21 protein-coding genes are annotated in these 24,687 nt (G+C 66.9%); 1 reads left to right on the top strand and 20 read right to left on the bottom strand.

All coding sequences use genetic code 11. The features are described from left to right. Positions 1-4: 4 nt before the first annotated feature. Positions 5-1,003 (top strand): MBL fold metallo-hydrolase, encoded by a 999-nt coding sequence (locus ACOOFO_RS03865; protein WP_420428345.1) that lies wholly within the window; start codon positions 5-7, stop codon positions 1,001-1,003. 17 nt (positions 1,004-1,020) lie between these two features. On the opposite strand, the gene ACOOFO_RS03860 is transcribed toward ACOOFO_RS03865, so the two are convergent. The 20 genes from ACOOFO_RS03860 to ACOOFO_RS03765 form a co-directional block, all read right to left on the bottom strand. Then, positions 1,021-2,121: an aminopeptidase gene (locus tag ACOOFO_RS03860; protein WP_420428344.1), complete on the bottom strand. Its 1,101-nt coding sequence runs from the start codon at positions 2,119-2,121 to the stop codon at positions 1,021-1,023. After that, positions 2,097-3,056, bottom strand: coding sequence for an MBL fold metallo-hydrolase (locus tag ACOOFO_RS03855; RefSeq protein ID WP_420429635.1), 960 nt, complete (start codon positions 3,054-3,056; stop codon positions 2,097-2,099). Before ACOOFO_RS03855 ends, ACOOFO_RS03860 begins: the two co-directional genes overlap by 25 nt. Before the next feature lie 7 nt (positions 3,057-3,063). Beyond that, positions 3,064-4,098 (bottom strand): ABC transporter permease, encoded by a 1,035-nt coding sequence (locus tag ACOOFO_RS03850; RefSeq protein ID WP_420428343.1) that lies wholly within the window; start codon positions 4,096-4,098, stop codon positions 3,064-3,066. Next, on the bottom strand, positions 4,095-4,982 hold the full coding sequence (locus tag ACOOFO_RS03845; protein WP_420428342.1) for an ABC transporter ATP-binding protein: 888 nt from the start codon (positions 4,980-4,982) through the stop codon (positions 4,095-4,097). The genes ACOOFO_RS03850 and ACOOFO_RS03845 overlap by 4 nt, the downstream gene beginning before the upstream one ends. A 73-nt stretch (positions 4,983-5,055) precedes the next feature. Then, positions 5,056-5,868, bottom strand: coding sequence for an undecaprenyl-diphosphate phosphatase (locus ACOOFO_RS03840; protein WP_420428341.1), 813 nt, complete (start codon positions 5,866-5,868; stop codon positions 5,056-5,058). Between the two features lie 52 nt (positions 5,869-5,920). Continuing rightward, entirely contained in the window at positions 5,921-7,039 is a 1,119-nt protein-coding gene (tal, locus tag ACOOFO_RS03835) for a transaldolase (RefSeq protein WP_420428340.1), read from the bottom strand. 151 nt (positions 7,040-7,190) lie between these two features. Beyond that, on the bottom strand, positions 7,191-8,054 hold the full coding sequence (locus ACOOFO_RS03830; protein ID WP_420428339.1) for a lysophospholipid acyltransferase family protein: 864 nt from the start codon (positions 8,052-8,054) through the stop codon (positions 7,191-7,193). A gap of 127 nt (positions 8,055-8,181) precedes the next feature. Then, positions 8,182-9,846 carry an alpha/beta hydrolase family protein gene (locus tag ACOOFO_RS03825; RefSeq protein ID WP_420428338.1) on the bottom strand — a complete coding sequence of 555 codons (1,665 nt, stop codon included), beginning with the start codon at positions 9,844-9,846 and terminating at the stop codon, positions 8,182-8,184. A gap of 154 nt (positions 9,847-10,000) precedes the next feature. Then, positions 10,001-10,570, bottom strand: coding sequence for an isochorismatase family protein (locus ACOOFO_RS03820; protein WP_420428337.1), 570 nt, complete (start codon positions 10,568-10,570; stop codon positions 10,001-10,003). Positions 10,571-10,619: 49 nt separating this feature from the next. Continuing rightward, positions 10,620-11,993, bottom strand: a complete 1,374-nt coding sequence (locus ACOOFO_RS03815) for a nicotinate phosphoribosyltransferase (RefSeq protein ID WP_420428336.1) — start codon at positions 11,991-11,993, stop codon at positions 10,620-10,622. 63 nt (positions 11,994-12,056) lie between these two features. Then, positions 12,057-12,590, bottom strand: coding sequence for a macro domain-containing protein (locus ACOOFO_RS03810; RefSeq protein WP_420428335.1), 534 nt, complete (start codon positions 12,588-12,590; stop codon positions 12,057-12,059). A gap of 88 nt (positions 12,591-12,678) precedes the next feature. Then, positions 12,679-13,650 carry a DUF6492 family protein gene (locus ACOOFO_RS03805; protein WP_420428334.1) on the bottom strand — a complete coding sequence of 324 codons (972 nt, stop codon included), beginning with the start codon at positions 13,648-13,650 and terminating at the stop codon, positions 12,679-12,681. 198 nt (positions 13,651-13,848) lie between these two features. Then, complete coding sequence (locus ACOOFO_RS03800) at positions 13,849-14,226, bottom strand: BON domain-containing protein (protein ID WP_420428333.1); 378 nt, start codon at positions 14,224-14,226, stop codon at positions 13,849-13,851. Between the two features lie 69 nt (positions 14,227-14,295). Continuing rightward, the gene (locus ACOOFO_RS03795) at positions 14,296-15,006 is read right to left on the bottom strand and encodes an ion transporter (RefSeq protein WP_420428332.1); all 711 of its coding nucleotides are present in this window, start codon (positions 15,004-15,006) and stop codon (positions 14,296-14,298) included. 182 nt (positions 15,007-15,188) lie between these two features. Then, a complete protein-coding gene (locus tag ACOOFO_RS03790; protein ID WP_420428331.1) occupies positions 15,189-16,328 on the bottom strand; it encodes a hypothetical protein in 1,140 nt (379 codons plus the stop codon). A 64-nt stretch (positions 16,329-16,392) separates the two neighbouring features. After that, positions 16,393-17,328, bottom strand: coding sequence for a glycosyltransferase family 2 protein (locus ACOOFO_RS03785; RefSeq protein WP_420428330.1), 936 nt, complete (start codon positions 17,326-17,328; stop codon positions 16,393-16,395). Positions 17,329-17,404: 76 nt separating this feature from the next. Beyond that, positions 17,405-17,725: an antibiotic biosynthesis monooxygenase family protein gene (locus tag ACOOFO_RS03780; protein WP_420428329.1), complete on the bottom strand. Its 321-nt coding sequence runs from the start codon at positions 17,723-17,725 to the stop codon at positions 17,405-17,407. A gap of 30 nt (positions 17,726-17,755) precedes the next feature. Further along, complete coding sequence (locus tag ACOOFO_RS03775) at positions 17,756-18,025, bottom strand: DUF4404 family protein (protein WP_420428328.1); 270 nt, start codon at positions 18,023-18,025, stop codon at positions 17,756-17,758. A gap of 27 nt (positions 18,026-18,052) precedes the next feature. After that, positions 18,053-18,544, bottom strand: a complete 492-nt coding sequence (locus tag ACOOFO_RS03770) for a chemotaxis protein CheW (RefSeq protein ID WP_420428327.1) — start codon at positions 18,542-18,544, stop codon at positions 18,053-18,055. Further along, positions 18,541-24,687: an Hpt domain-containing protein gene (locus tag ACOOFO_RS03765; RefSeq protein ID WP_420428326.1), complete on the bottom strand. Its 6,147-nt coding sequence runs from the start codon at positions 24,685-24,687 to the stop codon at positions 18,541-18,543. The genes ACOOFO_RS03770 and ACOOFO_RS03765 overlap by 4 nt, the downstream gene beginning before the upstream one ends.

The raw sequence follows: 24,687 nt of genomic DNA, 5'->3' as shown, positions 1-24,687 counted from the left end.
GGCGATGAGCGATTCCCGGAATCGGCGGCATCAGGCGCGCTTTCACAACCGTTACAGCCGCGCCCACCACGGCCCGAGCTGGGCCCTGCTCAAGTTTGTGGCCGAACTGGCCTTGCGCCCCTTCGAGCCGCCCGATGTCGCGCGCGTCACCCCCGAGGTCGATGCGCTGCGCCGCAACCGGAGCACAAGCACCGCGACCTGGATCGGCCACGCCAGCTTCCTGCTGCAGCAGGGCGGATACAACATCCTGACTGACCCGGTGCTCAGCGAGCGCGCCTCCCCCTTTGGCTTTGCCGGCCCCAAGCGGCTGCAGGCGCCGGGTCTGACGCTGGAGACGCTGCCGCCGATTGATCTGGTACTGCTGTCGCACGACCACTACGACCACTGCGATCTGCCCACACTGAAGGCGCTGCGCCAGCGCGACGATCCGCTCATCGTCGCGCCGTTGCGTCTGGGGCAGTGGCTTGGCCGGCGCGGTTTCGATCACTGGGTCGAACTCGACTGGTGGGAGCAGCACCGCCATCAGACGCTGCACATCCACGCCGTGCCGGTACAGCATTTCTCAGGGCGCGCCGCGCTGGATCGCAACCAGCGGCTGTGGGCCGGCTTCATCATCGAGAGCCCCGGATGGCGCTGCTTCTTCGCCGGTGACAGCGGCTATTCGCGCGACTTCGCGGATATCGGCTCGCGTTTCGCACCCATTGATCTGGCGCTCCTTCCCATCGGCGCCTACGAACCGCGTGCCTTCATGGCGCCGGTGCACGCCAACCCCGAGGAAGCCGTACGCATGCACCAGGAACTGGGGGCGCGGCGTTCGATCGGCATGCACTGGGGCACCTTCCGGCTGACCACGGAGCCCATGAACGAGCCACCTCAGCGACTGCGGCGCGCGGTGGCGGCCGCCGGGGTGCCGGAAGAAGCCTTCACCACCGTGGCCCTGGGCGAGACGCTGCGCCTCGACCAAGCGCCGACGGACACATCCTCTACAGCCCAAAGCGCCTGAGTTCCCGAAGGCGCGCTTCAGCGCGGCGCGCGAGCGCCAGGCTGCTGTGCCGCCAATTGCTCCAGCCGGTTCCGACGTTCGTCCCGGGGTGCGTCGGCCAGTGCTTCCACCGCGTCGTGGAATGCCGACCAGTCCTCCCCCATCTCCGCGAACAAGGCGGCAAAGGCCGGCACCCATTGGTGATAGAGACCAATGGTCAGCAGCTTGGCGTTGTTGATGGGTGCATCGAACCAATGGTCATAGCCACCCCAGCCGTCCCATTGCACATCGCGCAGCCTGCGATAGCGCGCGCGCATCGCGTCGATGATCTCGGTCTTGCGTGCTCGCATGGCTTCGGTGGACAGAGGCTGGCTATACAGTGATTCCAGCTGCCTACGGGTGTCTTCCACCAGGGCGACAAAGCCGCTGCGCCGCTGCCGCTGCACGCTGGCAGACGGCGGCGGCAGGCCACGCGACGCAGCCCACTGGCGCAGTCCCTCCTCGCCGACGAAGCTGGCGTAGGACTCGTTGAAGGCGGTGTCGCCCTTCACGAACAGGCGCTCGTGCGCCAGTTCGTGAAACAGGGTTTCGAGCAAGGTGTCGTCGTCCCAGTACATCATCGACCACAGCAATGGGTCGTCGAACCATCCCAGCGTTGAATAGGCCGGCACCCCGCCGATATGCGTGTCCATGCCTTGCGCCTCAAGCCGCTCGGCCTCGCGCTGTGCCGGTGCCTCGCGGTAATAGCCGCGGTAGGCAAAGCACCCATAGAGCCAGTTGCACCACCGATAGGCCTGCATCGAGAACTCGGGCGCGGCGAAGACATTCCACAGTACGTAGCGGCGGTCGAGTTCGACGTAGCTGCGATAGCTGCCGCTTTCCGGCAGCGCAAGCTGCGCCACGGCAAAACCGCGCGCCTGATCAACGCGCTGCAGTCGCCTGCGCAGGGTCTCGTCCGTGTCCGGGTCGGCAACGACCTCGGCAATCGGCGTGCGCGCCGCCAGCACTTCGGTCTGTCCCTTGATCAGATGCCCGTAGTAGGCCATCGAAGCGCAGCCGCTCAGCCAGAGGCCAAGGCCGGCGACAAGCAGTACGCGCACGCCCGGCAGACGCTCTATGCGGCCTCGCGGTCGAGCCACACTTCCAGCCCCTGGGCATTCAGCTCGATGTCGTGGGCCAGCAGCTCGCGTACCGTCTGTTCGCTGAGCGGTGCCGCATGGCGCTGCGCCGCGCCCACCGCGTGCGCCAAAAGGGCGTCGACGATGGCGTCGTGGCGGTGATGGCTGTCCTTGAGCGAGCGGGCGATGGTGACGTAGTCATCGATGGCGGTGCGCAGGTCATCCGCCAGGCGCTGCACATCCTCCACGCGACAGTAATGCGTCAGGTACATGCAGGCCGGATCGCGCGCCAGATAGGCATCCAGCGTGGTCTTCCAGGCGTCCGGGTCAAACTGCACCGGCGTCGTCGTGGGAATCACGAAGGCGCCATATTCGCTGTCGAATTCACGGTAGGACAGCCCGAAGGTATCTCCGGTGAACCAGCCACGCGTGGCGGCGTCCCACAGGCTGAAGTGGTGCCGCGCATGACCGGGACTGTCGAGGACTTCCAGAACACGGCTACCTATCGCAATCTGCTCACCGCTGTCGGCAATGCGCACCCGCTCTTCGGGCACCGGAACCAGCGCGCCATACATGCGTTCAGCCTCGTCGTCGCCATAGACCGCACATACCCCTTTCCACAACGCGCTGGGGTCCACCATGTGTCGCGCACCGCGCGGATGCATCACCAGCGTGGCTTCGGGCAGCTCCTGCATCAGCAGCCCGGCGCCGCCGGCGTGATCCAGGTGCACGTGGGTGGGGATAACGTAGCGCACCTGCGCACGCTGGATGCCGAGATGATCGAGCAGCGCCAGCAACTGCGGCACGCTGTGATTGGTGCCGCATTCGATGAAGGCATAGTGCGTGCCGTCGCCCACCAGATAGCAGGCGGCCAGCTGTTCGCGCAGCTGCTGGGTATCGATGCACCACAGGTGGTCGGACAGGGTGCGGTAGGGGGCGGGCTCGACCGGGGTCATCACAACATCATCCTTCTGGCGTCCATTTGAACAGGCTAGCACCAAGCACCAGCAGCGCGATGCTCATTGCGGCCAGCGTCAGCAGCGCCCCGCGAAGCTCCCACAAGCCCGCACCGTCGAGCATGATGGCGCGCGCGGCATCGAGGATATGCGTCAGGGGCAGCCATTGCGCGAGGCCCTGCAGCCATTGTGGCGCCTCGTCGATGGAATAGAAAACGCCCGAAAGGACCAGCATCGGCCACGAGAAGATGTTGAGCATGCCGCTGGCGAGCTCTTCGCTGGTCACCCGCGCTGCGATGATCAGCCCGAGCGCGATCATGACCACGCTACCCAGCACGGCCACCACCAGCAGATCCAGCGCGCTTCCGGCCATGCGGAATCCGATCAGCCACTGGCAGCCGAGGAACATGATGGAGGTCATCAGTAAGACCAGCCCCAGGCGGGAGACCAGCTGTGCGCAGATGAATTCCAGCGCCGTCAGCGGCGTCGCATTCAGCCGCTTGAGATAGCCGTTCTTGCGATAGCGCACGATGCCGTAGCCAACGCCCCACAGGGAGGAGAACATCACGTTCATGGCCAGGATGCCGGGCAGCACCCAATCGACATAGCGGATGGGATCGCCCGCCACCACGACGCGCTGCGGCGGCTCCGCGGTCAGGGTGGCGCGCAGCAGATGCTCGAGCAGCGCACCGGACTGTGCGTTGGGGTTGATCCAGTAGCGCACCGGCTGCGCCTCGACATCGAGCAGCATGTCGATGCGCTGGCGCGACACCCGCTGGATGGCCGTGTCCTGGGCCTGCACCTGCTCGGTGGCGACACCGGGCGTTTCCAGAAAGCCAGCCGTAGCCGGCGTGGGCTCGCCCATCACCGCGACGCGGAACAAAGGCTCCGGTTCGCCCGAGAAGATCATGGCGAAGCCGCCGACGAGCACGATCGGGAACAGCAGATTCCAGCTCAGCGCCGAGCGGTCACGCAGGAATTCGAGGGTGCGCGCGCGTGTGGTGGCGGTGAAGCGCTGCAGCGAGGCGGTCAGGCGATTCATGCGCGCAACGCCTTTCCGGTCAGGTGCAGGAACAGATCCTCCAGCGTACGCGGCCGCACCGACAGCTGCGCCAGCGGCACGCCCGCCTGCATGAGATGAGACAGCGTGGCGTTGACGTCATCGGTGACGACTTCCGCCCACTCGCCTTTGACGGTATGGGCGATGGCCTCGCCGGTACCGTTGAGTGCGCCGGCGGGCAATTCCAGCACCACCTCGCCAAAGTGCTGATCGAGCAGTGCGCGTGGGCTGCCTTCGGCAATGACGCGGCCGTGGTCCATGATGGCGAGGTGATCGCACAGGCGCTCCGCCTCGTCCATGTAGTGCGTGGTCAGCACCACCGTCTTGCCGGCGGCAATGACATCATCGATCAGCGACCAGAAATTGCGTCGCGCCTGTGGATCAAGGCCGGTGGTCGGTTCATCGAGAAACAGGATCTCGGGGTCGTTCACCAATGCAATGCCGAGCAGCACACGCTGCCGCTGACCACCCGACAGCCGTCGCGTGTCGCGGTCGAGGAAGGCGCCGAGATGACAGCGCTCGACCACGCTGTCGAGCGCGGCGCGGTGCCGGTACAGGCGCGAGAAGAAGCGCAGATTCTCGCGCACGGTGAGATTTTCCTGCAGCGCCGTGGCCTGGAACTGGATGCCGACCCGTTCGCGATAGCGCGCATCCAGCGGCGCACCGCGGTAGTGGATGCTGCCGCCACTCGGCCGCGAGATGCCTTCCAGCATTTCGATGGTGGTGGACTTGCCGGCGCCATTGGGCCCCAGCAATCCGAAGCAGCTGCCGCTGCGTACGCGCAGGCTGACGCCATCGACGGCGCGCACCTCGCCACCCCGGCTGGGGAAGGACTTGATCAGATTGTCGGCGCGCAGAATCTCCATAGCCGGCGCAGCCTACACCGCCGGCCGCAGCCCTGCGGCCAGCACGCCGCCTTGTTGAAGTCCGCCGCCGCGCCTACAGCGTCGACGCCCACCAGCCGAAGAGCACTAGGCCCAGCACCACACGGTAGTAGACGAAGGGCATGAAGCTGGCCCGCCGCACGAAGCGCATCAGCCAGAAGATGGCCAGATAGGCGGACAGCATGGCCAGCCCGGCCGCAGTGGCGGCATCCGCGGGATCGGCGTCGAAGCCCTCGGTCCCGCGCAGCAGCTCGATGGTACCCAGCAAGGTGGCGGCGGCCGTGGTGGGGATGGCCAGCAACAACGCAAAGCGCGCTGCCTCGGGTCGGGCCAGGCCGACCAGCAGAGCCGCGGTAATGGTGATGCCGGAGCGCGAGACACCGGGAATCAGCGCCAGCGTCTGCGCCAGACCGATGAGCAGGGCCATGGTCAGCGTCAGCGTGACCTCGGGCGCGTTGCCGCGCCCGCGCCAGTCGGCGTAGCCGAGCAGCAGACCGAAGACCAGCGTGGTGGTCGCGATCACTGGCAGGGCCCGCAGATCCTGGGCAATGAACTCGCGCAGCAGCAGCCCCGCAAATACCACCGGCAGTGTGGCCACCGCGACCTGCAACGCCAATGTCCGCTCGGCGCTCTGCCGCCCCGGCTGCAGCAGCTGCACCCCGCCGCGGAAAAGCTGGCCGGTCTCGTTGCGGAAATAGGCCATCACCGCCACCAGCGTGCCGGCGTGCAACGCGAGGTCAATTCCCAGACCCTGATCCTCGACCCCCAGCAGCATCGGAAAGAGCACCAGATGCGCCGAGGAACTGATCGGCAAGAACTCGGTGATGCCCTGAATCAGGGCGAGCAGAACGAGCAGCAACAGATCCACACTATCTCCCCATAGCGGCGCGGGCGGCGCCTCAATCCCCCGCGGGCGGCCTTCAGCCCGCCGCGTTCAGGCGCTGTTGAATCGTGTCGAGCAGGGCGTCGAAGGGCTGCACGAATTTGTCGATGCCTTCCGCTTCGAGTTGATCAGCCAGCACGTCGGTGTCGATATCGAGATCGGCCAGACGCTGCAGGATGTCGTGCGCGTCGTCGGCGCTCTCCCCGAGGGTATGTGCGCAATGGCCGTGATCGCGGAAGGCCGTCACGGTCTCCGGCGGCAGCGTGGTGACCGTGTCGGGCCCGATCAGCGGCTCGACGTATTTCACGTCCGAATAGGCCGGATCCTTGGCGCTGGTCGAGGCCCAAAGCAGGCGTTGCGGCCTGGCGCCGGCCTCGGCCAGCGCCTCCCAGCGCGCGCTGCGCCGCTGCGAGCAGAAGTGCGCATAGGCCAGGCGCGCGCAGGCGATGGCCGCCTGCCCGCGCAGGGCCTGCGCCGGCTCGGTGCCATAACGGTCAAGCCGGGCGTCGACCAGCGAGTCAATGCGCGACAGGAAGAAGCTCGCCACCGACGTCACCTTATCGATGGGCTTGCCTTTGGCGCGCCGCTGTTCCAGGCCCCGCATGAAGGCATCCAGCACCTCGGCATAGCGCGACACCGAGAACAGCAAGGTCACATTGACGCTGATGCCTTCGGCAATCAGCGTTTCGATGGCCGGTACGCCCTCCGGGGTACCGGGCACCTTGATCATGATGTTGGCCCGGTCCAGCCGCGACCAGAGCCGGCGTGCCTCGGCGAGGGTACCTTCGGTATTGCGCGCCAGGTGCGGCGAGACTTCGATGCTGACGCAGCCGTCGATACCGCCACTGGCGGAATGCACCGGAGCGAGCACATCGGCGGCACGCGCGATGTCCTGGAGCACCAGGGCCTCATAGGCCGTATCGCGATCTGCCCCCGCGCGCGCCAGTGTGCGCAGCTGCTCGTCATAGTCATCCGAACCGGCGATGGCTTTTTCGAAGATGGCCGGATTCGAGGTCATGCCACGCAGGCCGTCGTCGTCGATCAGGCGCTGCAGGGCGCCGTCGTGCAGCATCTGACGACGGATGTAGTCGAGCCAGAAGCTCTGGCCGTGGGCATGCAGGCGTGCCAGCGGATTCGGGACGGTTTCGGAGGGCATGGTTGGGTCGGTGACAGGAAGCATTCAGGGGTCGCGGCTTACCGCGCCGTTCAATGATGGCACAGGGACTGCACGGATCATGCCGACGCATGGACGCGACGCCGCATCCCTCTGGGTTTGGCGTCGACCAGGCCGGCGACGCGGTAAAGACTCACCGATAGAAGGCCGGTGCGCCTTCCGGTCGTCTGCGGAAGCGCTTGTAGCTCCACCAGTATTGCTCCGGACGCAGCCGCACGCAGCGCTCCAGACCCTCGTTCACCGCTGCGGTGGCGGTCTCGACATCCGCGCTGTAGACCCCCTCTGGGGCCGGCAGATAGTGCGCGACATAGCCGCGCGCCCAGGACAGCCGTTCCCCCACCAGTAACAACACTGGAGCACCGGATTCCTGCGCCATGCGCGCGATCAGCGTCGGCGTGTGCGCCGGCACGCCCATGAAGGGAACGAAGATGCCGCGCCCGGCGGGCGGGTCATGATCCGGCATGTAGTACACGCCATAGCCCTCCGCCAACAGTGGCAGGGAGGCGCGGCGCACGCCGGCTTCGGCGATCTGCATACGGCCGCCGAAGCGCTTGCGCCCCTTCAGCGAGAGTGCGTTGATCACGCCCTTCTGCGGCTTGTACAGGCCGTAGAAGGGGTAGCGCGCGGACATGGGAATGGCCACCGCCTCGAAGGCGCCCATATGCAGCGTCAGCAGGATCACGCCCCTACCGTGGGCGAAAGCCTCGTCCAGCAAGTGAAGATTCCGCCAGGCGCGCACGGAGCGCTTGACCGACGTCGCCGGTCCGAGCCAGTAGCGCGCCGTTTCGACATAGGTCATGAACTCGTGACGCAGCGAGATCCGCGCGATGCGCGCCTGTTCGCGCGCCGACAGCTCCGGCATGCAGGCAGCGATGTTGGCCAGCGCGACCCGCCGTCGCGAGGAACGGCCCAACCAGAGCAGCGCACCCACACTGCTGCCCAGGAGTTGCAGGACCGGCAATGGCAACCAGGCCAAGCCGTAGAAGAGTATGCGCATTGCCGCCGTCCTCGTGGAGCAGATGCGACGCGGTGCAGCCCAGAGGCGGTCAGCGCCGGCATCCAAAGCGCGCCACGCTAGCATCCTGCGGCGGCGCAGGTGCGCCGCAGGTGCTCGCCGTGCTGCGCTAACCCGGAATCGCGCGAAGCCGTCTGGCAATGGCGCCCGTCACGCCCGCCATCAGCGCCAGCAACAGACTCCACGGCGATACCGCGCCACCACCGTCGGTGGCATTCGTCGCAGCCACTCCGGCCGCCTGAGCGGCTTCGTTGCTGCACCCCGCCGCCACGTCCTCGCAGCGGGCCGGAGCCCCTCCCCGAGTCGGAAAGTCGCGCGCGGAGCGATAGTAGAAGCTGAACCGGTCGGCCCATTGCGCATCGTCGAGCAAGCGCGCGTCGGCGTCGGTGTGGCCGGGCTCTCCGGGGCGCTTCAGCCAGCGATCCAGCCAGGCCAGCGAGTAGTGCTCGGCCATGGGCAAACCCCATCCACCACTGCAACGGCCGCTGGCCGCATCCGGGCACCAGGAGGTCGATGGAAAGGTGGGGATATTCGACCATTCGAAGTGGGTGCTACCGCGAATAGTGAACTGCGATACGGGCACCCCGGCGGCCCGCCACCCCTCGAAACCGCCCTTGTGGCTTTCCGGGTCGGGCGGCTCGGTGTGGGGACCGCCGAAGATGCCGTACTCACTGGTCTGCCCCATGGCGGGGACGCGCGGCACCACTGCCGGCCGGCCCTCGCTGGCCGGCGCCGGCGTCGGCAGACCATCCCAGGCCACCACGGCATCCACCGGATTGCTGGCATCCAGCACGCCCGGCCATGGCTCGGCGCCCGGCGCGCCGTAGGATTGCACCACAGCCACGCCGGTCGCTCCCAACGAATGGCCGGCCAGACCCAGGCGATCGCGATCCTGGACCGCGAAATAGGGGTTGTGCGGCGTGGTCGGCGTCGGGTAGGTGCCCGCGCAGGCTTCGTTATGCGGATAGGGCCGCTGCGGCGTGGAGCGGAAGAAGTCGATGGCGTCCACCAGCCCGTTCCAAAACACGGTGCTGTTGGCATTGCTGCCCTGTTCGAAGTCCGGTGTCTGCTGATCGGAACGGCCCTGGCCGCGAGGATCAAAAGTCATGACGGTGTAGCCAGCGCGGACCAGACGTTGCGCAAACCACCAGTAGAGCGGCTCCGGCGCCTGGATCGAGCCGTTCTCGATCACCACGCTGGGCAGCCGCCCGGCCGTCTCCACCGGCTGCCAGACATGGCCGCTGATGCGCGCGCAGCCGCGGTCGTAGAACACCACGGGCTCGCGCAGGCCTTCGCTGCCGTAGAAGGCATCCACCCCGGGGTAGCGGAAGGGATCCCCGGCGCACTGCAGGGCGTAGCTGGCGCACAGGGGCGTGATTGGCGTATTCAGCGAGAACTGCGCCGCTGCAGCCGGATCCTCGGCGAGGGTCCGCAGCAGCGCATCCAACTCGGCCAGCGCCACCTGCGGCGCGTCCAGCTGGTTGAGCAGGTTTCGTACCGCCTCCGAACTGGCCAGCAGCCAGCTTGGGTCGGCGGCGGCGCGCGCGCTGAAATCCGCAATATTGGCCAGGCTCTGCTGCGTCAGCCGCGTCACGAAGGCCGACTGGCCGACCTGTTCAGTGGGGCCTTCCAGCGTGCGCGCGTAATTGTCCGCTTCGCGCTCGAACCATGCCTGCGAGGGGTATTCGGGTGAAGTGGGCGCCTGCTGCGCTCCGGCCAGGCCGCCCGCGCAGAGCGCGACGGCACCCAACCACCATGGGGCCATGCTTGTCATTGTGGGTCTCCTTCCTCAGACCCTCAGCATAGCGGCCCGGCTGCGTGGCCATGCATCGCAAATTTGAAGGAGGTCGGCAGAACGCACCCGCCCTTGGCAGGCGCATGCTCTGCACCGTCTGCGCCGCTGGCCGTCCCGCGTGGACTGCGGATCTTCAGGCGGCAAGATCCGCGCCCGCGGCCTCCATTTCCGCGCGCGCGGCTGCCCCGCCGGAATGGCTGACCGGCCGCGTGGCGTCGTTGATCAGATGGACATCGAAGCCGGCCGCACGGCCATCCAGCACGGTGGCACGCACGCAGACGTCCTCGGCCAGACCACCGACCCACAAGCGCTCCACGGCGCGCGCGAGCAGTTCCTGTGCCAGTCCGGTCTGCTCGAAGGCGGAATTCTGGTCCTGGTCGAAACGCGTGCCCTTGGTGACCTTGACGGTGCTCGCCGGCAGCTGCAGCTCCGGATGAAAGGCGGCGCCTTCCGTGTCCTGCACACAATGCGGCGGCCAGGGTCCGCCGCGCGTCTGAAAGCTGACGTGCTCCTGCGGATGCCAGTCGCGCGAAGCGAAGATCGGCACGCCACGCGCCTCGGCCGCCGCCATCCACGCGTTGAGCACGGGGACGACGCGATCGCCTTGTTCGATGGGCAGCGCCCCACCGGGACAGAAATCGTTCTGCACATCGACCACGATGAGGGCGTCGCCCTGTTGCAGCACCTTGGTGGGATCGGTCATGACAGACCTCCTGCTGCGGTGACTTTCCTACCGAATGGGACACCGCTGCCTAGGCGATGTTTCCTGCAATATCGCGACGGTAGGCCGCGAGTGCGGCGCTGACATGCACGGGATAAGGCGCTTCGGGCGGGGACAGCCCCCGCAGTGCGGAAGGCAGACGCGCCAGCGCCGCCTGCGTGTGCGTGCGCACGGTGTCCAGCGTCGGTGCCTCACCGAGCCGCCGGCCATCGTCCATGACGGTCGCGAGCAGGGGCCGTCCCGGCAAGGATTCGTGCGCGCGCGCAATGGTGTCGTGCGTGTCGCGGCCGCCCGAATCGGACCGGAAGATCTGCTTCGGACCCGGCAGCACCGTCTTGCCCGTGGACAGCTTCATGCGCCCCACCCCGGCGTAGGCGCACAGCTTGTAGACGATATCCAGATGCGGGGCATCCTCCGACACGCCCATGGATGTGCCGACGCCAAAGCCATCCAGAGCGGCCCCGGCACCCAGCAGGCGCGCGATCTCGTGCTCGTCCAGTCCACCGCTGGCCATGAGCTGGACGCTGTTCAGGCCCGCCGCATCGAGCCGATGCCGCACGCGTTGCGATTCCGCCACCAGATCGCCCGAGTCCAGACGCAGGGCGCGCACGCGGAAGTCGGTACCCATCGTGTGAGCGAGGTCGATGATGCAGTCGACGGCCGCATGAGTATCGTAGGTATCGACCAGCAGGACAGTCTCGGGGTAGGTCGCCAGAAAGGCTTCGAAGGCCGCACGCTCGCTGGCGTGGGCCTGCACATAGCTGTGCGCCATGGTGCCGGCCACGGGGATGCCGTAACGCTGACCGGCGCGCAGATTCGAGGTGGCGTCCACGCCTCCGACGTAAAAGGCGCGTGCGCCCTGCACCGCAGCGTCGATGCCATGCATGCGCCGTGCCGCAAAGTCCAGCACGCGTCGGCCCTGCGCGGCACGGACCACCCGCTCCGCCTTGGTGGCCAGCACGGTCTGCAACTGGATCTGGTTCATCACCAGGGTCTCCACCAGCTGGGCATCGGGCAGTGGTGCCTCGATCTCGAGGATCGGTTCATGGGCAAACACCGGTGTGCCCTCGGGTACGGCGCGGACGCGACCGCGGAAACGGAAATGGTGCAGCCAGTCCAGAAACGATTCCGAAAAGTGTCCAAGGCTGCGCAGATAAGCGATATCCGCATCGCCGAAGCGCAGCCGCTGCAGATGCTCCAGTACGGTATCCAGGCCGCAGGCGATCAGATAGTTGCGCTGTGGCGGGAGCTGGCGCACCGACAAGCTGAAGACCGCCTCCTGATTCATGCCCTCGGCGTGATAGGCCTGCAGCATGCTGAGTTCGTACAGGTCCGTGAACAGCCCGTCTCCGACCCACACCGCGCTGCTGTGTTCACCCTTCCTGCTGTCGGTTTCCGTCACCATGACTGGCTGGGGCTCCTTGCAGGCAACGACGGCAGCCATGCCCGCGCACGTGCAGTGTCTGCCCTACTGTGCGGTGCTCTGCAGGGCGCTTTCAAAGGCCGCAAGATCATCGGCGCCAAAAAGCACGAAGCGCAGCCGCTGCACCGAAGGCGCATCGCCGAGGCACTCGATCACCGCCCGCATCGCGATCTCGGCAGCCTCCGCAACGGGGTAGCCGAAGGCACCCGTGGACAAGGCCGGGAAAGCCACCGATTCCAGTGCCTTTTCCGCGGCGAGGGCCAGCGCGCGCCGATGGCATTCGGCCAGCAATGTGTCGGCCGGATAATCGCGTCCGTAAACCGGCCCGAGGCAATGGATCACAAAGCGGTTGGGCAGCGCAAAGGCCTCGGTGATCACCGCCTGACCGGGGGCGATTGGAGCGTAGGCACGGCAGGCGGCATCCAGATCGGGCCCGGCGGCGCGGTGGATGGCACCGGCCACACCACCCCCAGGACGCAGCTCGGCATTGGCCGCGTTGACCACCGCGTCCATGTCTGGCTGTTGGGTGATATCGCCGCGCACACATTCGATCGCGGCCCGCGCTGCTTGATGCTGCATGCCGGTGCTCCTCTGCTGATCGACCCTGACATGGTGCGAGTCGCACCTTCGGGACGCAAACCGCAGGCTCCCTCCGTTGCCATCGCGCTCAGCCGGACGCTGCGGTGGCCGCCTCCAGTGCGTCCATGACATGCGGCGCATAGCCCTCGGCACCCCATAGCTGGCGCCCTGAACTCTGTGAATGAATCGTCACGAAGTGCGCCGCGGGGTCCTGCGTCAGTGCGCGCACCTCGCGGCCTACGGCCTCCGGATCGGCGGCATCGAAGAGATAGCGGATCAGCGCGTCACTGCGCCATTCCACGGCATCGGTAGGCATGTGCCGCTTGAGAAAGAGGCGGTAGGTTGCAAACTCGGACCAACGCCGTACGGGCTGTGCGAGCAGCACCTGCCACCAGGGCTGGTCATAGCGCTTTTCCAACCAGCGCATCAGCGCGCGCAGACTCTCCGTATGCAGAACGAATGGGGTCTCGAAGGAAGTATCGAAGTAGTTCTGAGGATCGTAGGGCACGTCGAGCAGCGCATGCGCCTGACGATTCCAGTTGCCTCGCTTGCCGCCAAAGGCGCTCGCCGGCTGATCCGCCTGGTAGCAGAGCGCGCGCGCGTTCTCGGAAACAAAGTCGCTCGTGCTGGCGTGCGGCAGCACCACCACGTCGGAATCCATCACCACCACGGTATCGAAATCGCTCTGCGCGGCGAAGGCGAGTTTGGTGATCTGCTGGGTGTGCCATCCGGTGTAGTGCACCCACGACGGCCATCCCCCCGTGCGCAGCGCCAGGCTTCCGCTCAGGCGTGTGCCCGCGCGGCCCAGCGCCGATGCCCAGCGACGCGCCTGTTGGCGGCGTCTGTCCACGCCGCTGGGCAGAATGTCGCTGGAGGGCACCAGCCGCGTGGATGGCCCACCTGACCCCGCAAAGGCGTCCATGTCTTCGCTCTGTACCACCGCAAAATGCGGAAGCTCGGCGAGGGCGGACCGCGCCAGCGAGGCGCTGAGCACATCAAAATGCTGGCGATCTCCCGACCAGGTCGGCGTCAGCAGGCAGAGCGAGGGTGTGGAGGCCATGGCGTGCGGCGGCAGGAGGCATCAGATCAGGCCGGAGCCTGCCAGATTTCGTCGCGCACAGTCGGGTCCGACCGAACAACGCAGCCGCCAGGGTGGACCTTGCTGCCAACGTCGAGGTCGCTTTGCATCAAGCCCTACGGCGCAGCGCGCAGGCATCGCGCCCTTCAGGCTTGATGGATCCAAGCCTTCGTCACCGCCTCAGGGCTGGGCCTCTGCGTCCTCATTGACGCGCAGCGCATTGTGTACGGCGATGACGCCTTCGACGTCTGCCGCGACGCGCTCCGCCAGCTTGCGCTCGGCCTTGCTGCCTACGTCGCCGGTCAACGTGACCACGCCACGGGTGGATTCAACGCCGACGCGGAAGGGGCCGAGCGCCGATTCGGTGGTCAAGGCGGCTTTCACGCGCGCGGTCAGCGCGGTGTCGGACAGATAGTCGGCGGCCCGTTCGGCCGCGCCTTCCACCGACTGCTTGAAGCTGCCCTGCTCGGCCTCGCTCTGTTCCTGTTGCGCAAAGGCGGCGCCACCCATGCCCATCGCGCCGACCAGGATCATTACCGCTGCACGTTGTGCTCGCATTGTTCACCTCTCGTATGTCGTTGGTTCGAGGATAGGTGAGCACGGCGGCGATGAACACTGCGTGAAAGGCTACTGGTCGTCCCGGATGCGCGACAGCGCGCTGGCGATGACGCCGGTGAAGCCGGCCACCACCCCCAGGCCGATGATCATGATGAAGCCGGTAAAAATCCGGCCCATGGGGGTGATCGGATAGACATCCCCGTAGCCCACTGTGGTCAGGGTGACGATGGCCCACCAAAGGCTTTCCGGGATCGACCCGAAAGCCTCGGGCTGTGCCTCGTGCTCGAACTGGTAGATGCCCGCCGCGGCGATGAACAGCATGATCACCGCGGTGGTGCCGAAGACAATGAGCTCATGTTTGGAGGCGCGGAATGCCGCGGCAAAGCGGCCCAGCGAGCGGTTGAAGCGCAGCAACCGGAAAATGCGCAGAAAGCGCAAGGCGCGCACCCACTGCGATTCATTGAAGATGTAGTAAGGGAACACCGCCAGAAAGTCGACCACACCCCAGAAGCTCAAGATGTAGCGATGGGCGCTGGGTGCGCTTGCCACCCGCAGTAGATACTCGACGGTGAAAATCCCCATCGTCACCACCTCGATGACGAACAGCAGCTGCACGGCCCAGCCTGCCAGCCCCTGCAGTGATGCAATTGTTAGCGCCGTCAACGACAGCAGGATCAACACCTGCAGCACACTGTCGAAAATGCGCCCGGGGCGCGACTCGGGCTCGTGCAGCAGGCGCCTCAGCGCCAGTCGCGTGCGCTCCAGTCGCGAAGCTGTCATGGGTACCTCCCGGCCTTCTCGCCCCTTGCCATCATGCCTGCCGCCACCCCCGTGGCCTGCCGTTTACAAGCTTCCACAGTAGGCCATCTGCCCCTGTGGGGCCAGACGTGCGCAGCCTACGCCGAGGCTCAGCCCAGGCCAATCGATGGCAGAGGAAGGCCAGCCGATCGATGCAACCGGACTCAGGCAGCCGCTGCCCAGGCCGAAAGCCCGTGCCCGGCTTCGGAGACAGCGGCAGCAAAGCGCGCGCGCAGGCGACGAAAATGCGGGTCTTCCGGTGCTTTATGGCTCCCGGGAATCACATACGCATTGGCCAGCCAATGCAGAAAGGGTTGCCGCAGTGGCGCCGCAGGCGGCCGGCCCAGTGCCAGCGCATGCAGCCACTCCCGGACCCGCTCCGGGCTGCGCGAGCGCTCGGCCACGCCAGGGATTGCGTAACAGGCATCGCCCAGGCACAGCACGGGGCAGTCCAGCAGCAGCGCCTCGATGCCGACGCTGGAATTCAGCGTGACCACGCCTTCGGCGCCGCGAATCAGGTCTTCGGAGCTGTGGTTGTCAACAATGTGCAAGCGGGGGTGTGATGCCGCGTGGCGCCGCAGTTCGTTGTGCGCCTGCTTGCAGCTGGGATGGGGCTTGCATACCAGATGTAGCGGCTCGGGCACTTCGCGCAGACAGTTCTCCATCACCCAGTAGAACTGCGCCATGCTGCGAATCCAGGGGGAGTACAACAGCACCTGGCTGTCGAGCGCGACCTGAAAGGGCATGAAGACATAGCGCGCCGGCAACGGCTCCGCTTCCCCCTGCGGTGCCCGGCGTGGCACAAAGTGCCGTGGAAGCTCGGCGGGGGCTGTGTAGCGGGCATAGAACTGCGGGTCGCGCGGTACCGAGTTCTCGAAGTTGACGCCGCGCGTATCGGCGGTGGTGGTCGAAGGCAGCAATCCGGTCTCGAACAGCATGCAAGGGATGCCGAGCGCAGCGGCCGCCCTACGGACCGCGCGCGTGTCCACTCCTTGGCCACCCCACACCCCGACCACGTCGGGGCGCATGAGGCGCATGCGTTGGTGGACGGCGCCGTAGTGCCAGCGCGCAAACCGTCGCAGAACCTGCGTGTACTGGCGGAGGCGCGCCTCGGACAGATCGGGGCGAGCGGCCTTGCGCGCCGTACTGTAGGCCGTCATCCAGGCCAGTTCCGCTTCCGGCAGCGCGGGGGCACTAGACAGTCCGATGGGCGCCAGCGCCACCGTGTCCTCGTTCAGGCCATCGCGTATCGCACGAAAATAGCGTCTTGCCTTGGGGCTGTTATAGAAGAGCTGGATGCGCATGCCGGCAGTATGGAACGCGCGCGTGACGGCTTTTTCTCACCCCCATGACGTCCGGGTGAAGGCATCAGGAGACCGCCTGGTGCCGATCCTGCCAGCGACTGCGCCACCGGCGCAGCTGTGCCCGTAGTGGCCGGCGCCGACCGGCATCACGCCCTTTGTCCGCATGGCGGACCCGAAAGACGGGCGGCAGCTCAACGGCTTCCCCTGGGCTGCCCAACTGCCAACGAAAGGCGCGATCCTCATGGGCCTTGCACCACGACCGCGCTGGCTGCTGAAACGCCGCCAGGCTGGCGCAATAGCCCAGCGCGCGGGCGACCTCTCCGCGAGTGATCTGCATGGGGCCGGTGGCCCGTGTCAGCGAACGGCGGATACAGGCCACCGGAGTCAGCGGCTCCCGCGTTCGATCGCCCTCGATGGCGTGCAGCGCCGCCTGGTCGAGTACCGGCGTGACATATTCGGTGGCCGGATACACCAGGGCGGCGCAGCGGCCCTCGACCGCTGTCGCCAGGGCATCCAGCGCGCCCGGTCCGAACAGGACATCGCAGTCGGTGAACCAGATCCAGTCCGCTTGCGTGGCGCGCCCCGCCAGATTGCGCCCGATGCTGCGCCGGAACAGCTGACTGGGCGCCAGAGGCCAGGGCCGCAGTGACACATTGGGAATGGACTGGCGGCACCAGGCGGCGAGCAGCTCTGCAGTGGCGCCATCCTCTTCGGCATAGAACACCGTCATGGTGAGATGGAGCCGCTGCGGCGGATGGTTGGCCAGTGACGCGAGCTGACAGGCCAGCAGGCGGTGATAACGCCAACAATGACTGACGATCTCAAGCTGCTGGGCCACCGGCGCCGGCTTCAGGCGCGGTGGTGGCGTGCCGAACCATCGTGCCGGCACGGTTCCACTGGCGGCCAGACGATAGCCCTGCACAGCGGCCATCTGACGCAAACGGGCGAGCCCCTGCGGCGGCGCCATGGGAAGTCGGTCGTGCGCAACGGCGCGGGTCATGCGGTGGTCTCGCGGCGCCGTGTCAAACGGCAGTACGTGGCTTATAGCGCAGCGGGTTGACGCGCCGATGACGGCATCAGGCATCTCCGCGCGGCGGCAGTACCTCCCATTCCGGATCCTCGAATTCGCCGATCAGCGTGATGTCGCAGGTCCGCGCATGGCGCTCGAGGATTTCGCGGACGCGGGCATCGCGTCGATCGTCCTTGGCGTCGCGCGCGGCCTTGGAGTCCCAGTGCGCGATGGCAAGCACGGTATCCGGCTCGCCAATCTTGCGATGCAGATAGGTGCCGCGCGCCCCCGGGGTCTGCTGGATGATGCGACTGGCTTCCATCCAGGCATCGGCATACTGCTCGACGCTGTAACCGGGCTTGACGCGCACTTCGAAGATGAACTTCATGGCGGCTCCGCCGGGTGCGCTACGTGGCTGTCAGATGCCCATGCGGGAGAGGGTATCGATGAGCTGTCGCACAAAGCCCTCCGCAACCGGGTGACGATTGGCGAATTCGACTTCGGCAGCGCGCGCCCGTTCCATGATTGACTGCGCGTCCGGTGCATCCGAGTGCTCCGCCAGCAGCGCCTGAATGTCGGCCTCCAGCGCGCGTATGCGCTCGCGCGTTTCCGCGTCGGCACCGCGCTCGGAATCCTCGAGTTCCTCTCGCAGCTGACGCAGCAATTCCTGAACGCGATCCTGACTCATGCGGTGTTCTTCTCCGGCAATGGACAATCAGCGCGCAGCCACTCCGGCGCGCGCCAGTTCGGCTTCGATGGTGTAGAGGTCGGGAATCACTGCAACGGTATTTCCGAGCCGGACGCGACTGAGCACGAGATCGTCGCGATCGCCGCTGGCCAGTGGCTCGGGCCTAAGGGCAGCGGCTTCGACGTCGACCAGATGAGGATGACCGCGGCAGAGCAGCGCGATGACGGGGTTCTGCAGCAGCCGGCCGTAGGTCTGCACGAAGACCGGGCGGGCGCGCCTTGCCTCCGAGGACCCGCCGGCATTGAGCTGCTCGAAATCCAGCGCCGGCACTGCGATGCCGTCGTGATCGATGGTGCCGCGCAGCCAACGCGCGGGCTCTTCCCCCGCCGGTGCGTGATAGATGTTGCCCACCTCCAGCACTGCCACATTGGGAAGCAGCAGGTGGTCACCGTTCTCCTGGGTGAGCAGCACGGCGAAGATGCTCTGCGGCGTACCGCCACTGTCTCGCTGCGCGCTCATGCCTCGGCCTCGGCGCGAACCGCGCGGATTTCATTGAGCAAATCCGCCTCCTGGTAGGGCTTGATGAGGTAGCGCTGAACGCCGAAGGCTTTGGCGCGCTCACGGTGCTTATCGCCCGAGCGCGAGGTGATCATGATGATGGGTACCGCGCGCAGCGCGTCGGAGTTGCGCATATAGCTGGCCACCTCGAAGCCGTCGGCGCGCGGCATCTCGATATCAAGCAGCACGACCTGCGGCCGCGCCGTGGCGAGCTGTGCCATGGCATCCACGCCGTCGCGCGCGAGTTGCACCTCGTACCCATTGCGCAACAACAGGCGCTCGGCGACACGACGCATGGTGATCGAGTCGTCCACCACCATGACCAACGGTGTCGTGGACTGCGCCTCCGCCGTGTCGACCGGCGCCTCGCGGATGCGCTCCCGTCGGATGCGATCCTGGACCAGCGTCAGCAGATCCAGCAGCAGCACGATGCGGCCATCCGGCAGGACCGTGGCGCCGGTCATGCCCGGCAGCGCAGCCACGACGGGCCCAATGGTCTTCGACACCACTTCCCGGTTGCCGATGATGTGATCCATCACCAGGGCGAGGTGGTGCGAGCCATCGGTCACGCCCTCCGGCAGCCGCAGCAGTACTACCGGCAGCGCGCGTGCATCGCTGTCATTGGTACGAGGCAAGCCCAGGAAGTCGGCGGCGAAGCCAATGCGGTATTCGGCATCGCCGTACTGCATGACGCCTTCGCTGCCATCGGCAGGCATGGCCTGCGACCGGCTGACGCGTGCAATGCCCTCGATATTGGTCAGCGGCACGGCAAAGGTCTCGCCCCCCGCCTCGAACATCAGCGCCTGGGTCAGCCCGAGCGTGATCGGCAGGCGGATGATGAAGCGGGTCCCCTGCTCGGGCTCGGATTCGATTTCCAGCGAGCCACCCAGCTGGCGCACCTCGGCGGCGACTACATCCATGCCGACGCCGCGACCGGCGCTTTGCGTCAGCTTGGGAGCCGTCGAGAAACCAGGCTCAAGAATGAAAAGCGCGAGCTGCCGCTGGGTGAGCTGGGCATGGTCGTGCATCAGGCCGCGATCCACCGCCGCGCGCCGGATGGCCTCGAAGTCCAGGCCACCGCCATCGTCAGCCACCTCAAGACGCAACTGTTGGCCTTCGCGCGACAGCGTGACCGAAACCGTTCCCGTCGACGGCTTGCCGCGCTGCGTGCGCAGCGCCGGTGCCTCGATGCCATGCACCACGGCGTTGCGCAGGGTGTGCTCCAGCGGCGCCGTCATGCGCTCCAGCACATTGCGGTCGACCTCGATGGCTTCGCCTTCGAAATGCGCGCGGACCTCCTTGTCGCTTTCCTGCGCGGTCTGCCGGACCACACGCTGCAGGCGCTGCGTCTGGCGCGCGAAGGGCACCATCAGGGTGCCCATCAGGCCCTGCTGCAGATCGCTGTTGATGCGCTGCTGCTGCAGCAGGAGTGCTTCCGTCTCGCCGGAGTTGGCGCGCATCGACTCCTGCAGGACATCGATGTCGCCCACGGTCTCGGCCAGCGCACGCGACAGCTCCTGCATGCGCGAGTAACGGTCCATTTCCAGCGGATCGAAATCCTTGCCGTAGCGGTCGGGGACGGCCTCGCTGGCGCTGCCCTGCAGGCCACGGGCCTCGATCTGCGCTTCGGTCTCGCCATCGAGCTGACGCAGCTGGTCGCGCAGTCGGTTGACGGTTTCGACCACTTCCTCGAGCTGATGGGCGATGCCGGCGTTCTGCTCGTCGAGACGGGCGCGGAGCACGGAAATCTCCCCCGCCTTGTTGAGCAGGCTTTCCAGGTCGGGTACCGGCACTCGCGCGACTTCGCGCTTCAGGCCCAGCCGGTTCTCGTCTTCCTGGGGCGGCTGCCACAGCACGCGCGGATCCCAGCCGCTCTCTCCGTCGCCACCCGGCGCCGTGGGCTGCGCGCCGGAGATAGACGGCGCAGCATCTGCCATCGGCGCCAGGGACGCGTCGTCGGGGGCCGAGGAGGGCACGTCCGCGACCGCCGTCCACGTCTCTACCGTCTCGGGCACAGGCCCAGTCTCGTCCGGCTCGGGCGGCGCCCAGGGCTGCTGCAGTTGCGCGATGTCGGCGTCGTCGTAATAGGTGCTGTCGTCGGCAGTCTCGCCGCTCGACACCGGCTGCGTGCCGTCGTGGATAGCCTGCAGCTGATCGAGCCGCGTCTGCAGCTGCATGACGGTGCCGCTGTCGGCATCGAGATCGCCCTGGACGACCTCCTCGACCAGCGACTCCATTTCGTGCGCGGCCGCGCCCATTGCATTGGCACCGACAAGATAGGCGCTGCCCTTGAGCGTATGCAGCGCGCGGCGGAGGTCGATGACCGCTCCCGCTTCCGAGGCCGGAACGCCGGCGGCGATATCGCCTGACCAGCGCGACAGAGCCTGCGCAATCGTATCGAGCAGGTCCGTGGCCTCTTCGCGGAAGATGTCCTGCGATTCTTCATCGACGCCCTCGTCGGAGACCGCGTGCTCAGCGGCATCCGGCCCCGGCGGAAGTCGTTCGAAGGTCTCACCCGACCAGGCTGGCCACTGCGGCAGTGTCTGCAAGGCCTCCGACGATGGCGCCGGCGGCGCGTCGGCATCCTCCTCAGCGGTGACCTGGTCCGTTAATTCGGGGGCCGTGTCCTGCAGCGCGGGGTGGTCGGACACGGCGGCAGCAATGTCATCGAGGCTGCCTTCGGCCGCCTGTCCTGGTAGCGCATCGGCCTCGGAAGCGGTCGCTGCGTCCTCCGCAGGCGCTGGCGCGGTTCCCGCTGGCGCATCCCCCTCCAGATCCTCCAGCAGCGTGTGCAGGTCCGGTGTTCCACCCGCGCGCAGCGTCTCCACCGCCCGGTAGAGACCATCGCAGACATTGTGCAGCCGTGACCGCGTGCTGGTGTCGAGTTGCCCACCGTCGCTCTCGAGGCGGCTGGTCAGCGTCTCGCAGCGATGCGCGACGTCACCGAAGGCCTCGAAGCCGGCCATGCGGGCACTGCCCTTGAGCGTGTGCAGGGAACGCGCCAGATCACGCAGCGGCTCGATCGCATCCGGCTGGCGGTCCAGCTGATCGAGATCACTGTCGATGGCTTCGATCAGTTCCTGGGCTTCGCCGATAAAGAGTTCGCGCAGTTCGGCGGCATCCTCATCAGCATGGTTGTCGACCTGGATGTTGTCCGCTTCCGGCAATGCCTCGGCCGACACGGCCGATGCGGCACCGCCATCCCATCGCAGCGCGTTGATCTGCTCGGCCAGAGCGCTGCCATCGACATTGCCGCCCTGCTCACGGAAGGCATCGAGCAATTGAAAGAAGGCTTCCACGCGCGCATCGAGGGCATCGAAGACCGCCGCATCCGGCACGATGCCATCAGCTTCGGCCTGGGCCAGCTGCCGCTCGAAGGCCCGCGCCGGCGCGACGAGTGCCACGCTGCCCGCATTGGCCGCCGTGGCGGCGAGATTCCGCCAGCCATCGCGTAGCGCTGGCACGTGCTGACCTTCCGGATCATTTCGCCAGGCGCGCGTTCGGGAGTCGATGGCCTGCAGCGCATCCAGGGCTTCCATGCAGAAGGCATCGCTGATGGCCTGGTCTTCGGCCGCGGCCCGATCCTCTGCGGGCAGCGTGTCGTGCAGTTCCCGCAGCGCCTGCAGCCAGGCCTCTGTCTGCTCGGCATCGGGTTCGGCATTGCGCGCATCCACCCCTGCTCGCAGCGCATCAATGATCTCGGACAGGACGCGCTGTGCCTCACTGGGGAGCACGGCGCTGCCACGCTGCAGCGCATTGACGTACTGTTCAGCGGTGCCAGTGATACGACTGAAGCGCTCATGCCCGACCGCGGCTGCGGAACCGCGTAGTGTGTGGAAGGCGCGCGCGGCGTCGGCTTCCACAGGTTGACCACCTTCTGGCGACGCGCGCAGCCAACGGCTCAACAGGCCGAGCTGGGCCGCGGCGTCCTCATGGAAGGTGGCGAGCAGATCCTCCCGCTCGGCATCGGTGACGCCTCCGAGCCGCAGGCGCTCGGTGCGCTCGATGAGCGCGTCATGCGTGGCCTGATCGGCAATCGGACGTGATTCGGCAAAGGCTGCCACCATTTCCGGGACGAAGGCGATGGCCTCGCCGATGCAGGCCACGATGTCCGGCGAGACCGCGATTTCGCCATCGCGACAGGCGTTCAGAAGGCGTTCGCAGGCCCAGGCGAATTCACCCAGTGCAGTGGCCTCCACCATGCGACCGCTGCCCTTCAGGGTATGGAAACCGCGGCGGACTTCGAGCATGGCCTCGCTGTCGTCCGGGTTTCGCTGCCAGCGGGCGAAGGCGGCCTCGATGGTCTCCTGGACTTCGCGCGCCTCTTCAAGGAAGACCTCACGGATATCCGGATCCACCTCGTCGGCAGCCGGCACGTCGACGGTCACCCGCTCCTGCGAAGGCGGCGTCTCAGCATCCAGGACCGCTTCTTCAGCCTCATCGAATCCGGCGAGCAGGCCGCTGAGGGCATCGAGCAGATGCTGCCCAGGAGCGCTGCGCTCCATCAGGCGTTCGATGTAGAAATCCACGACCGCCACGGCGTCGGCGAAACGGTCCGCGCCTTCTTCACTGGCGCACAGTGTCTGCAATCCGCGCTCGCGGGCGATCTCGGCGAGGCGTGCGATACGCTCGGCAATGGCTTCGTGCTGGACCACCCGCAGGGCGGCTGCGACCTGCGCGATCTGCTGCGGCGCCTCATCGAGGCCCTCGGTACTGCCCTTGCGAATCAGCCCGTCAACCGCCGTCTTCACCCGCGACAGATTGACCTGCGCCTCGCGCAGCAGCGCCTGTGCGCTGTCCTGCAGGTCAGCAGCATTGGGAATCTCTTCGCCGAGGGCCACTGCATCTTCGCTGTCCGCCGCACGATTGATCTGTCGGAACAGTGCCTCGTCCAGACTGACCTCGATACGCAGCAGGGCGCTGGCGATGTCGATCCAGCCTTCATGGGTGGCGTCAGCATCTTCGGCAAGCAGCGTGGACAGCAGCGACATCTGATTGCGTGCCACGCGCGAAAGGGCGGGTAGGCCGAGCATGGACAGCGTATGAGCGATCTGGTCGAGCAGTGCGCGGGCGGCTTCCATATCCCCAGCGCCAGCGCGCACCCGTAGATCGATGTGGTCTTTGACCTTGCCCAGATCGCTACGCAGCTCCTTCGACAGCTGTTCGATCAGCGCCGTGTTGGTACCCCGCAAACGACTCTGGATGCGCGCGCTTTCCTGGCTCGTGGGCAGCTGCTCGCGGAGACCGAGGGCCTCATCGAGATCGCGCGCGCGGCTCCCGCCTGCAGAGGCGCGGGCAACGTAGAGCAGCAGCGAACGCGCCAGGCTCAGGGCTTCCGCAAAGGCTTGTCCGCCGCTGAGCGCGCGCACGCCGGCCGCGGTGCGGCCGAGCAGACGCTTGAGATCGATCGAGTCATCCAGACCACCAGCGAGTCCGCATTCGGCGACCGCAGCGACAGTGCGCCACAGCGCGTGCTGTTCGGCGTCACGGGTGCCACGGGCGAAGGCCTCGCTGAGCTTGCCGATGCGCGCCATGCCCTCGCGGGCATCGTGCCGCAGCCATTGCGCCAGCGCCTGCTGAAACACGGCTTCGTATTTCTGTGCGATGGCCTGCGCCGGAGGCGCACTGGCGTCGGGTTCGACCCATTCGGGCTGCAGACCCCGCGTCTCGAGCTGGCGCGCGAAGATCTCCGCTTCGGTCAGCACCGGCTGACCACGCGCGACGCGCAGCTCGTTGAGCAGCGGATGCAACACCAGCGGATGGTCGGGCAGGCCGCTGATCACCGCATCGGCATAGTCGTCAAGCTGCATGATCGCACTCATGACGGCGGTGCCGCAGGCTGAAATATCCTCGACATCACCGCGGCTGAGCGCATCCAGGGCGTCGGCTACCTCAGCGGCGGCGATGCTGATGCCAGCGCACTGCACGACGCGCGCGGAACTGCCCACTTCCTGCAGGGCGTGCACCGCTTCGCGCAGCGTCACGGCGTTGGTGCGCTCTTCGACGTACTGCTCGACCAGATGGCGCGCGCGGGTCAGATTCTGGCCGAACTGCGGGCGCACCCAGTGCATGCCGGCCACGAGATTGGGGCGCGCGTAGACCAT

This window comes from Algiphilus sp. (genome assembly GCF_965216485.1).
Lineage (GTDB): Bacteria > Pseudomonadota > Gammaproteobacteria > Nevskiales > Nevskiaceae > Algiphilus.
Note: the sequence above shows the minus strand (reverse complement) of the source record. Positions and strands in the feature narration are given on the sequence as shown.

Bases quoted from the DNA above. Each gene is read 5' to 3' on its own strand.
- ACOOFO_RS03775 (WP_420428328.1), bottom strand. From the start codon at position 18,025: ATGAGTCAGGATCGCGTTCAGGAATTGCTGCGTCAGCTGCGAGAGGAA.
- ACOOFO_RS03785 (WP_420428330.1), bottom strand. From the start codon at position 17,328: ATGACCCGCGCCGTTGCGCACGACCGACTTCCCATGGCGCCGCCGCAG.
- ACOOFO_RS03790 (WP_420428331.1), bottom strand. From the start codon at position 16,328: ATGCGCATCCAGCTCTTCTATAACAGCCCCAAGGCAAGACGCTATTTT.
- ACOOFO_RS03865 (WP_420428345.1), top strand. From the start codon at position 5: ATGAGCGATTCCCGGAATCGGCGGCATCAGGCGCGCTTTCACAACCGT.
- ACOOFO_RS03820 (WP_420428337.1), bottom strand. From the start codon at position 10,570: ATGACCGATCCCACCAAGGTGCTGCAACAGGGCGACGCCCTCATCGTG.
- tal (WP_420428340.1), bottom strand. From the start codon at position 7,039: ATGCCCTCCGAAACCGTCCCGAATCCGCTGGCACGCCTGCATGCCCAC.
- ACOOFO_RS03805 (WP_420428334.1), bottom strand. From the start codon at position 13,650: ATGGCCTCCACACCCTCGCTCTGCCTGCTGACGCCGACCTGGTCGGGA.
- ACOOFO_RS03815 (WP_420428336.1), bottom strand. From the start codon at position 11,993: ATGGTGACGGAAACCGACAGCAGGAAGGGTGAACACAGCAGCGCGGTG.
- ACOOFO_RS03830 (WP_420428339.1), bottom strand. From the start codon at position 8,054: ATGCGCATACTCTTCTACGGCTTGGCCTGGTTGCCATTGCCGGTCCTG.
- ACOOFO_RS03855 (WP_420429635.1), bottom strand. From the start codon at position 3,056: ATGACCCCGGTCGAGCCCGCCCCCTACCGCACCCTGTCCGACCACCTG.
- ACOOFO_RS03795 (WP_420428332.1), bottom strand. From the start codon at position 15,006: ATGACAGCTTCGCGACTGGAGCGCACGCGACTGGCGCTGAGGCGCCTG.
- ACOOFO_RS03850 (WP_420428343.1), bottom strand. From the start codon at position 4,098: ATGAATCGCCTGACCGCCTCGCTGCAGCGCTTCACCGCCACCACACGC.
- ACOOFO_RS03825 (WP_420428338.1), bottom strand. From the start codon at position 9,846: ATGACAAGCATGGCCCCATGGTGGTTGGGTGCCGTCGCGCTCTGCGCG.
- ACOOFO_RS03800 (WP_420428333.1), bottom strand. From the start codon at position 14,226: ATGCGAGCACAACGTGCAGCGGTAATGATCCTGGTCGGCGCGATGGGC.
- ACOOFO_RS03770 (WP_420428327.1), bottom strand. From the start codon at position 18,544: ATGAGCGCGCAGCGAGACAGTGGCGGTACGCCGCAGAGCATCTTCGCC.
- ACOOFO_RS03780 (WP_420428329.1), bottom strand. From the start codon at position 17,725: ATGAAGTTCATCTTCGAAGTGCGCGTCAAGCCCGGTTACAGCGTCGAG.
- ACOOFO_RS03845 (WP_420428342.1), bottom strand. From the start codon at position 4,982: ATGGAGATTCTGCGCGCCGACAATCTGATCAAGTCCTTCCCCAGCCGG.
- ACOOFO_RS03810 (WP_420428335.1), bottom strand. From the start codon at position 12,590: ATGCAGCATCAAGCAGCGCGGGCCGCGATCGAATGTGTGCGCGGCGAT.
- ACOOFO_RS03765 (WP_420428326.1), bottom strand. From the start codon at position 24,687: ATGGTCTACGCGCGCCCCAATCTCGTGGCCGGCATGCACTGGGTGCGC.